General features: G+C 68.5%; 8 protein-coding genes. 3 read left to right on the forward strand and 5 right to left on the reverse strand.

The window, feature by feature from the left end:
• Window position 1: 1 nt before the first annotated feature.
• Genes cobA through HMPREF9056_RS02045 form a run of 3 tightly spaced genes read left to right on the forward strand, consistent with a single transcriptional unit; the run spans window position 2 to window position 2,634 of the window.
• Window positions 2-865 carry a uroporphyrinogen-III C-methyltransferase gene (gene cobA, locus HMPREF9056_RS02035; RefSeq protein WP_253269897.1) on the forward strand — a complete coding sequence of 288 codons (864 nt, stop codon included), beginning with the start codon at window positions 2-4 and terminating at the stop codon, window positions 863-865.
• Window positions 866-907: 42 nt separating this feature from the next.
• Window positions 908-1,951 (forward strand): sulfite exporter TauE/SafE family protein, encoded by a 1,044-nt coding sequence (locus HMPREF9056_RS02040; protein ID WP_009402320.1) that lies wholly within the window; start codon window positions 908-910, stop codon window positions 1,949-1,951.
• Window positions 1,948-2,634 (forward strand): sirohydrochlorin chelatase, encoded by a 687-nt coding sequence (locus HMPREF9056_RS02045; protein ID WP_034513414.1) that lies wholly within the window; start codon window positions 1,948-1,950, stop codon window positions 2,632-2,634. The genes HMPREF9056_RS02040 and HMPREF9056_RS02045 overlap by 4 nt, the downstream gene beginning before the upstream one ends.
• A gap of 99 nt (window positions 2,635-2,733) precedes the next feature.
• Here HMPREF9056_RS02045 and HMPREF9056_RS02050 read toward each other — a convergent pair whose 3' ends face one another.
• The 5 genes from HMPREF9056_RS02050 to HMPREF9056_RS02070 form a co-directional block, all read right to left on the reverse strand.
• Entirely contained in the window at window positions 2,734-3,537 is an 804-nt protein-coding gene (locus HMPREF9056_RS02050; protein ID WP_034513426.1) for a TetR/AcrR family transcriptional regulator, read from the reverse strand.
• Window positions 3,538-3,644: 107 nt separating this feature from the next.
• On the reverse strand, window positions 3,645-4,442 hold the full coding sequence (locus HMPREF9056_RS02055) for an ABC transporter permease (protein WP_034513416.1): 798 nt from the start codon (window positions 4,440-4,442) through the stop codon (window positions 3,645-3,647).
• A 117-nt stretch (window positions 4,443-4,559) separates the two neighbouring features.
• Entirely contained in the window at window positions 4,560-5,513 is a 954-nt protein-coding gene (locus HMPREF9056_RS02060) for an ABC transporter ATP-binding protein (protein ID WP_009402324.1), read from the reverse strand.
• Window positions 5,514-5,723: 210 nt separating this feature from the next.
• Window positions 5,724-7,463: an ABC transporter ATP-binding protein gene (locus HMPREF9056_RS02065; RefSeq protein ID WP_009402325.1), complete on the reverse strand. Its 1,740-nt coding sequence runs from the start codon at window positions 7,461-7,463 to the stop codon at window positions 5,724-5,726.
• A 2-nt stretch (window positions 7,464-7,465) separates the two neighbouring features.
• Window positions 7,466-9,313 (reverse strand): ABC transporter ATP-binding protein, encoded by a 1,848-nt coding sequence (locus HMPREF9056_RS02070; RefSeq protein WP_050792970.1) that lies wholly within the window; start codon window positions 9,311-9,313, stop codon window positions 7,466-7,468.
• Window positions 9,314-9,868 lie beyond the last annotated feature (555 nt).

A 9,868-nucleotide genomic window follows, 5' to 3' on the forward strand; every position in this document is an offset into this window, starting at 1 on the left:
CATGGCCCGCGAGATCTCACCTGATACGCCTGCGGCCTCGGAGTCCTCAGCAGCCCCGTCCGTGCCATCACCGTCGGCCTCGCCGTCTGCACCGGGTTCCGGCCCCGGGCAGCCCACCGGCTGGGTGGCGCTGGTGGGCGGTGGCCCGGGCAGCAGCGGTCTCATCACCGCCCGTGGTCTGGAGCTGCTGGGCCAGGCGGACACGGTCGTCGTCGACGCGCTGGCGCCCCGAGACCTCCTGGAGGATCTCCGCCCCGGCACCGAGGTCATCGACGCCTCCAAGCGGCGCGGCCTGCACGTCATGAGTCAGGAGGAGATCGATGCGCTCCTGGTCGACCTGGCCCGCCGCGGCAAGGGGGTGGTCCGTCTCAAGGGCGGAGACCCCTACGTGCTCGGGCGTGGCGGAGAGGAGGCCGCCGCCTGCCGTGGGGCAGGTGTCGCCGTCGAGGTCGTCCCGGGGATCACCAGCGCCATCGCCGTGCCCGCGGCGGCGGGGATCCCCGTCACGCACCGGGGCCTGTCGCGCGGCTTCTCGGTCATCACGGCTCATTCGGATCTCGGGGTACTCCCCCAGCGCCGCGATCACACACTCATCCTGCTCATGGGGGTCTCCCGGCTGCGGGACTCAGTCACCTCCCTGCTGGAGGCCGGCAGCGATCCGGCCACTCCGGCGGCGATCATCGAGCGCGGCTACCACCCCGACCAGCGCGTGACCACCACCGAGCTGCGATGTCTGGCCGACGTCGCCACGCGGTACGGCGTGACCGCCCCCGCGGTCATCGTCATCGGCGACGTCGTCACCCTGAGCCCGTACTGGGCCGACCGAGTCGTCGAGGAGACCAGGCCGGCAAGCCCCGCCGCTTGAGTCCACCTCGGCGCACGAAAACCGAACCTCCTGGAGTCACTGATGCGTAAGCTCGTCCTTCTCGCCCTCGTCGGCCTGGCCGCTCAACTGGTCGACGGCTCCCTCGGGATGGGGTACGGCATGACCTCGTCCTCCCTGCTACTTCTGGCCGGACTGAGCCCGGCACTGGCCTCGGCCTCGGTGCACCTGGCTGAGATCGGCACGACCCTGGCCTCGGGGGCCTCCCACTGGCGACTGGGCAACACCGACCCCCGCCTGGTGGTCCGGCTGGGGCTGCCCGGTGCGGTGGGGGCCTTCAGCGGCGCCACGGTCCTGTCGCACCTGTCGACCCGCGCAGCGACCCCGGTGACGGCGAGCCTGCTGATCCTGCTGGGGGCCTATGTTCTGGGGCGTTTCGCCCTACGCCCGCCCCGAGGCTCTGGTAGCCGGCGCTCCCCGCACGGCAGACGGCTCCTGGTTCCTCTGGGGATGGTGGGCGGTTTCGTTGACGCCACCGGCGGTGGCGGCTGGGGACCGGTGGTGACGACGACGCTGCTCACGGGCGGTCGCACGGCGCCACGCACCGTTGTCGGCTCGGTGGGGGCCTCGGAGTTCCTGGTGACGGCGGCGGCCTCGGCCGGGTTCCTCACCGGACTGGGCACGGCGGGCATCAGCCTCGGGATCGTCCTGGCCCTGCTGGCCGGCGGGCTGGTGGCGGCTCCGATCGCCGCCTGGCTGGTCTCCCGTCTGCCCGGAGCGGTGCTGGGCACCGCCGTCGGCGGGCTGATCCTGACCACAAACCTGCGAGTCCTGCTGTCCTGGGCCGAGGCCTCGGCCCGAACCGGGGTCATGGTGTACGGCGCGCTCGGGGTGATCTGGGCGGCCTTCCTGACCCTGGCGATCCGCAAGGCGCGGGCTAGTGCCAAAGACATCCGCGAGGAGACCGATCAGGCACTTGAGGAGGTCCGATCCACTCATCAGCGCGGCCACGCACCTGAGGTTGCTGTACCGGACGATCCGATCACCGCCGGTGGGCCCGTCAGGCCGGTGTCGGTCGAGCCGGCTCGTTCTCGCACGCACGCAGATCTGGTGGTGGAACCGGTATGAGCACTCGTCCTCTGGTGCTGCTCGCCCACGGCTCGCGCCGGCCCGGGCCGTCCTCAGTCATGTCCCGCACCGCCGAGCGCGTCCGCACGATCCTACCGGCGGTGGAGGTGCGCACAGGCTACATCGAGCTCCAGCCCCCGGACCCGGCCACGGCGCTGGAGGGGCTGGTGGATCCGGTGGTGCTGCCCTTCTTCCTGGCCCGCGGCTATCACGTCCTCAATGACGTACCGGCCGCGGTAGAGCGACACGGGTCGGGGACGGTCACCGGGCACCTGGGAGTCGAGGAGCACCTGGTGGAGGCCGTCGCGCAGCGTCTCCACGAGGCATCCGCGTCCCTGGGCGGGCTCGCAGGACTCGACCACATCGTCCTGGGCGCGGCCGGGTCACGTCAGGGGGCGGCTCTGGAGGAGGTCGAGGCCATCACCCGCTTGCTCGAAGCGCGTCTGGGACGCAGGGTAACGCCCGCCTACCTCTCGGCTGCGCGCCCCAGCGTCCGTGACGCGGTGAGCTCGGCCCGGGCCCGGGGTGCCAGGCGGGTGGGTGTGGCCACCTACCTGCTGGCGGAAGGGCGTTTCCATCGGGCCCTGCACTCCACGGGCGCCGACGTCGTGGCCGCTCCCATCGGCGACCACCCGACGGTCGCCGAGCTGGTGGTCCACCGCTACCGGGAGCAGCTCGCCTGACCGCGAGCGCACCCCGCCCCGAGCCGGGCGTTCTTCGCGGAGGGCGACCGTTTTTCCACACCCCTACGCGAAACATGTCGCTCTCGGCGAGTGGCGGCGTCAGTCGTCTGCCGTATCAAGGAGCCGCTCGGACAGGCGCTGGATGATGGGCTCGATCTCCTGCGAGGTGGTGGCTGCGGCACTCACGCGGCCGAAGATGCCCACCGCAAGGAGCCCGAAGGCCGTCTCCTCATCCTGCTGGCTCGGCTCGCGGCGTCCGTGGGAACGGGCCACCAGGTGGGAGGTCTCTCTCAGCCAGCGGCGCCAGGTGCCGGCCAGCCTGTCGCGGGAGTCCTCATGACGAATCGCGTAGAGCCAGGTCTCCAGGTGCAGGACAACATCCTCCATGGGAAGCTCCTGGAGCTGCTCACTCCACTGCTCGGGGCTCGCCATCTCCCGAGTGGCCTCATCCGAGCTCTCCTCACCACAGGTGACGACTTCCAGGAACAGAGCCTCCTTGGAGGGGAAGGAGGAGTAGAAGGCGCCCTTGGTGAATCCAGCGGCCGAGGCGATGTCGCTGACCGCTGCCCCCTCGTAGCCCTTGGCGGCGAAGACCTCCCGGGCGGCGGTCAGGAGCCGCGCCCGGGTCTCCTCGCTCCGACGGCGTCCACCGCCCCGCCCCGAGGCGGCGCCGCTGACTGCAGTGGAGGCGGAGGCCAGCTTCCGGGAGGCGAGGTCCAGGGAGGCCGCTACCGCACTCTCACTGCTCCGGCGCGCTCCCTGACCGGCCGCCCCCACTGCACGGGAGAAGGCGGTGATCGCCTCATTGAGGGCGCGCGTCGCCTCCCTGATGTCATCAGAGGCGGAGGCCCCGGAGTCATCACTGTCACTGTTCGTCCCACGGGCGGAGCTCCTGGCGGTCATGCCCCCACTGTAGAGGAGGCCCCTCAGAAAGGGGTTCACGGCACTTCCCCCCTCCACGTTCGTCACTCCCTCCACCGGTCTCCGACCATGCGGACATCCCGGCCGACTCAGGGCCGCCTTCCCAGGGCCCATGACGCTCCGGCGACGGCCACCAGGCACCATCCCCCCAGGAGGCCCCAGGAACGGGCGGGCATGCTGGCGTCGTGCGAGAACAGTCCCGCACGCACCACCTGAGCCATGGGCTCGAAGGGCAGCCAGCGGTGGATCTCCTGGGCCCAGTCGGGGAGCCTGTCGGCAGGGAAGCTGACGGGCGAGAACAGCATGATGCTGAAGGCGAGCACCTGGGAGAGGATCTGAGCCAGGGCCGGAGCCAGGAGCGTGGCGATGGCATATCCGATGCAGGCCGCTGTCAGGGCGACCAGCACGGCGCCGGGCACCAGCCACCACTGCGGGGCGAGGTCGACGTCGAAGCGGGCGTTGGCGACGATGACGCCCACAACCAGGCCGGGCAGTGCAAGAGCGGTCCAGATCGCGAGGTCTGCCAGGAGGAAGGCGATCCTGGGGACGGGCAGGGTGCGCATCCAGTCCAGGCTGCCCTCAGTGCGGGACTGGGAGACCCACTGAGGCGTCATGATGAGTCCCAGCGAGATGAGCGCGATCGCCGGGCCGCCGCCGGCCAGGTAGAGACTCGCCTCGCGGCCTGGGTGGCCCGCAATGAGCCCGTATCCCAGGACCATGGAGACGGACAGCAGCGTCTGGACGATGATGAAGAGAGGAAGCACGGGCAGGCTGCGTCGGAACTGCCATTGAACAAGCAGGCCGAGCTGGTACCAGAGCGGAGTCACCCGAGGGCCGGTGCCACCGGCCTGGTCCGGATCAGCAGTCGTACTGGTTGGAGTAGACATCATGTTCTCCTTCATTTCCTGATTCTCTGGGGATGGGAGTCGCGCCGCGCTTACGCGGCAGCACGGGGACGACGCGAATCATCGGGACGGGCCGGGCCTCCCGCGGATTCACAGAGTTCAGGCGGCATGACGGCGCACCTCCTCTCCCGTACTCCCGGTGAGATCGACGTAGACGTCCTCCAGTGAGATCGGTGCCAGCTCATAGCGCTCGATCGCTCCGTCCCTGAGGGCGTGAGCGGCCCACTCCACGGCCTGCGTCGTACGGTGAGAGTCCACCGCCACGGATGCACGCGCGGCGTCGTGCTGTGTCAGGCTCATTCCCGCGGGAGGCTCGATCCGCCGGCCGGGAGTCCGGCTGATCTCCAGGACGAAGGACGATCCGTGGCCGGCCACGAGTGCTGCGGGAGTTCCCTCGGCAATGACGTGACCGTGGTCCAGGATGGTGAGGCGGTCGACCGCCCGTTCGGCCTCCCGCACATTGTGGGTCACGAGGAGGACCGCGGATCCAGCATCGGCCAGGAGGCGGATCTGGTCCCACAGCAGGCGACGGCGTACCGGGTCGACGTCATTGGTGGGCTCGTCGAGGATGACCAGGCGCCCGGGGACGACGGCGCACATGGCGAAGGCCGTCAGACGGGCAACGCCACCGGAGATCTTCTGTGCGGGAGTCGTGGCCCACTCCCCCAGGTCGAGGGCCTCGATGAGCTCCTCGGCGCGTCTGCGCGTCTGACGCGGACGCCCTCCTCGCAGGCGCCCCACGAGGTCGATGGCCGTCAGAGGAGTGAGCCCCGTGATGGGGACATTGGCCTGTGCCTGGACGTTGGTGAGACGGCGGGCGAGAGCGGGGTCGGCGACGGCGTCGACTCCGTCGAGCCTGATGCTCCCGGAGGTTGGACGCAGCAGCCCCACCACCTGGTTGACCAGCGTGGTCTTGCCCGCGCCATTGTGCCCGAGGAGCCCGACCACCTCGCCGGCACCCACCCGCATGGTGACGCCGGCGTTGGCTCTCACCGTGTGCGATCCGCTTCCGAAGTGCTTGTGAAGGTCCTCAATGGCTAGAACGTCGGCCATGAAACCTCCTCCTTTCGTTCAACTACCTGGACCGAGCACCCGATCGCCCATCAGACGATCCGTACCGGTTGGTATCAACCATACCACTCAGTATTGCCAAGAGATTTCATGGGACTTTAAGGGCTCTCATAGCAACAGAAACGCTGTCCCGTACCGATCGGTACGGGACAGCGTCTACCCGCCATTCTGTCTTGCCCGAAGCGGCCTGCATCACCCCTGACGGATATGCCAGCGCGAGGAGGCCGTGGAGGCCTCGATGAAGTCACGGAAGGGACCGGGGACGGCGGCCAGCTCCTGCGGCGTACCGCACTGGGCCACACGGGCACCGGCCCCAGTCGGTTCGAGGAAGACGACCTCATCGGCCTGACGGACGGTGGACAGACGATGGGCCACCATGATGACGGTGCGGCCTTCGGAGAGCTCGCGCACGACCTCGGTGATGGCTGACTCGTTCTCCCCGTCTAGGGCCGAGGTGATCTCGTCGAGCAGGAGGATCGGGGCGTCCTTGACGAAGGCACGGGCGATGGCGACGCGCTGACGCTCCCCACCGGACAGGCTCAGCCCGCCGGGACCGACCTGCGTGTCCCACCCGCGCGGGAGTGCCTCGACGACGCGGTCCAGGCGGGCTCGGCGGACGGCCTCGGCCAGCTCGGCATCGGTGGCCTCGGGCCGGGCGATGCGCAGGTTCTCCCTGATGGTGGTGTCGAACAGGTAGACGTCTTGGAAGACCATGGAGGTCATGCTCATGATCGTTGCGGCTCGTATGGATCGCACCGGCACCCCGCCGATCGTGACAGTTCCGTCGTCGACGTCCCAGAACCGGGCGGCCAGACGCAGAATCGTGGACTTGCCCGCACCCGACGGGCCCACCAGGGCGGTCACCCTCCCCTGGGGCGCGGTCAGCGACACGCCCGCCAGAACGGGGCGCCCCTCGTCATAGGAGAAGGAGACATCACTCAATGCGACCGTGGTTCCCTGAGGGGCGATCTCCTGCCCGGGCTCAGGATCGGGCAGGGGGCGCGCGTCGAGGATGTCCCCCACAGCCCGCAGAGCGACCTTCGTGTTGTCCGCCTCGGAGGCGTACATGGCGGCCTTGGTCAGCGGCAGGAGCGTGCGCGCGGTGACGGCCATGATCGCGAGGTAGGCGACGACGTCGAGCCGGTGACCGCTCACGCGCGACAGACCGACCGCCATGACCAGTGCGAAGGCGACGTTGACGATGAGGTTGAAGTACTGGCCGGGCCGGCCTTTGACGCGCAGACCGTCAAGCATGGACTCTGCGTCGTCCTCAAGGGCGGAGCGCACCGGAGCCCAGCCAGTCCTGGTGACGCCCGTGGCGCGCAGCACCGGCTGGAGGCGGGCGAACTCCACGAGCCGGCCGGCGGCAGCGCTCGAGGTGCGGTCCTCCATCTCATTGGCACGGGTGGTGGCGGCCCCCATGAGGCGCAGCACGAGGACCAGAGGGATGATGGTAGCGGCCATGATAAGAGCCAGAGGCCACTCGACGAAGGCGGTGGCCCCCAGCATCACCAGCGGCACGATGAAGGCGTTGCACAGGTTGGCGATCACCATGGAGGTCAGATGGGACAGGGTGTTGACCTCCTTGGATGTGGCATTGACGACGGCGGCCTCCCGCTCCGCGCTGAACCACCCCAGTGGCAGGGTCAGGACGTGCTCGGCAATACGGTCGATCATGGTGTCGCAGATCTCGAAGACGCTGACCCGGTAGGACCGGTACATGGCAGTGGTGTCAACGATGAGGACGCTCACCCCCAGAATGACGACGGCGATCAGCCAGCCGGTCAACGACTCCGAGCGCGAGAAGAGGGCACGCAGGAAGGGGATCATGAGAGCGAGGGTGAGGCCCTGAAGGACGGCGGAGGCCACGAACCAGGCGGTAATGACCCGGATCTCGACGGCGTTGACGACTCGTGTCAGCAGCTTCCACATGATTACCTCCCCTCACTGCCAGCCGGCTCAACGGATCCGACAGACCTTTCAGTGCCCCGAGCCACCGCCCCGGCGAGGGCTCGGCCGGGCGCACTGACCAGCGTCACGGCGTCGGCCTCCTCGCTCAGGTCCTGGCTGCGCCACATGCCAGCATAGCGGCCGCCGGCGGCCAGCAGCTCCTCGTGCGTACCACGCTCGGTGATGCGTCCGGCATCGACGACGAGGATCTGGTCGGCATCACGGATGGTGGACAGGCGGTGGGCGATGATGATGACGGTCCGTCCGGCCGCCAGCTGGGACAGGGCCCGGTGGATGTCTCGCTCGGAGGCGGGATCGGCCTGAGCAGTGGCCTCGTCCAGAACGAGGACGGGGGCGTCCTGGAGGTAGGCGCGCGCCAGGGTGACGCGCTGACGCTCACCGCCGGAGAGGTATCCACCCTCATCGCCCAGGACCGTGTCGTAGCCGCGGGGAAGGCGCATGATGCGCTCGTGGACGCAGGCCGCCTGGGCGGCCGCCTCGACCTGCTGACGAGTGGCTCCGGGACGTCCCAGGGCGATGTTGTCGTGGACGGACTCGTGAGCCAGGGCCACGTCCTGCAGCACGATCGCCACGCGCGAGAGCAGCCAGGGGAAGGTCGCCTCACGCACGTCGACGCCGCTGACGCGTACGGCGCCGTCGTCGACGTCGTAGAAGCGGGCGATGAGGCGGGCCAGAGTCGACTTGCCGCCTCCGGAGGGTCCGACGAGCGCCGTCACGCTTCCTGGCTCTGCCGTGAAGGACAGACCGTGCAGAACCGGGAATCCGGTCTCGTAGGAGAAGGTGACGTCTTCGACCTCGACGCGCCCGGGGGCCGGCCCCTCGCCGTCGTCGTAGGTCCCCTCGGGCATCAGCGGCTGGGAGAGCATGTCGGCGGTGGCCTGAGCGGCCATCCTGGACTCGTAGATGTGCTGCAGCAGACCGATGAGGATCAGGAGCCCTTCCGGCAGCCCGAGGGCCACCAGGAAGAAGGGCAGTGTCGCCGATAGCGGCGTCCACCCCTGGGCGGTGAACAGGACGGCCAGCACCGCGACGGTCACGAAGACCGTGGAGGGACGCAGGAGAGCCCCCATCGCGCTGCTGGTCTTGCCGGACCTGCTCACCCACGCGTATGACAGCTGGGAGAACTCGGTGCGCGCCCGGTTGAAGCGGGTGCGGGAGGCGTCTGTGGCCTGGAACCCCTTGATCTCCTTGATGCCTTCGAGCATCTCAACGGTTGCGGAGGACAGCGCCGTCTGGGCGGCCCCGAAGCGCTCGGTGATGCCGGAGACGCCGGACAAGGTCAGAGACATGACCCCCAGCGCAAGTAGCCACAGTCCCACCAGCGCGCATGCCAGTCGCCAGTCGGTCCACAGCAGGTAGGCCGTCCCGGCGCCCGCCATGACGACGGCGTTGGTGACGTCCCCGGGGACGTGGGCCACGAGGGTGTGGATGGAGGTGGTGTCGTCGCAGACCATCTTGCGGATCGTGCCGTGCGGGATCTGCGCCACCTGCCCCAGGGGCAGCCGGCTGATGGCGTCAACGATCCGCTGACGCAGGTGATGACGCAGCCTGGCCTCGGCCAAGTGGGTGACCCCGAGGCCGGCCAGGTACAGGGCCTGAGAGGAGAAGAGGGCCACGACGGCGATCGCCGCCCACACCCACAGGCTGCCCCGCCAGCCCTCCGACGAGATCTCACCCAACCAGATGGCCGCCATGTTGCGCAGGGCCTCGAAGGGGACGATGGACATCAGCGCACCGACGGTGGTCAGCAGGCCGGAGACGATCATGGCTGGACGAGCAGGCCTCACAAGGTCACTGACGGTGACTGTCATGTGCTTTCCTTTCTCCTCAGGTTCCTGAGACCCCGAGGAATCTGGACCGGGCATTCACGCGAGACGTTGCCAAGGAGTGCGCACCAGGAGCCTTCTCCTTCAGCATGAGGCAGCAGCGTCCACGGTTGACCACCGGGAGCGCCTGACCGAGATCGGCAAGCAGAATCCTCATTCCCGGCCAGCTAGTCGAATATGTCTCTCGCCATTGAGAGCATACAACAAAATATCCTGTATATTTGTGGAAAAGATACTGATGAAATAAGGGGGATACCGATGTCTCCTCCGTGGTGAGGACCGGATCCGACCGAGCGCTCGACGCTATCGACTCACCGCGTCATCACCACGTCAACGCAGGAATTTCTACCGTGGTCATCATGTCCTCATTCGCCACTCGAGGCAGCCCCTGTGCCATGGCCCAACACGCCGCCTCAGACAGCGGAGCCGCAGCCAACGGTGCCAGAACAACCGCCGGCCTGACCATCGAGGAAGTCATCGAGGAAGTTCTGCTCATCGAAGTCCTCGACTCGGTGGCGTCGTTGGCGTACTGGGTGGCGT

Origin of the sequence: Actinomyces sp. oral taxon 170 str. F0386, from assembly GCF_000195595.1 — a bacterium.
Taxonomy (GTDB): domain Bacteria; phylum Actinomycetota; class Actinomycetes; order Actinomycetales; family Actinomycetaceae; genus Actinomyces.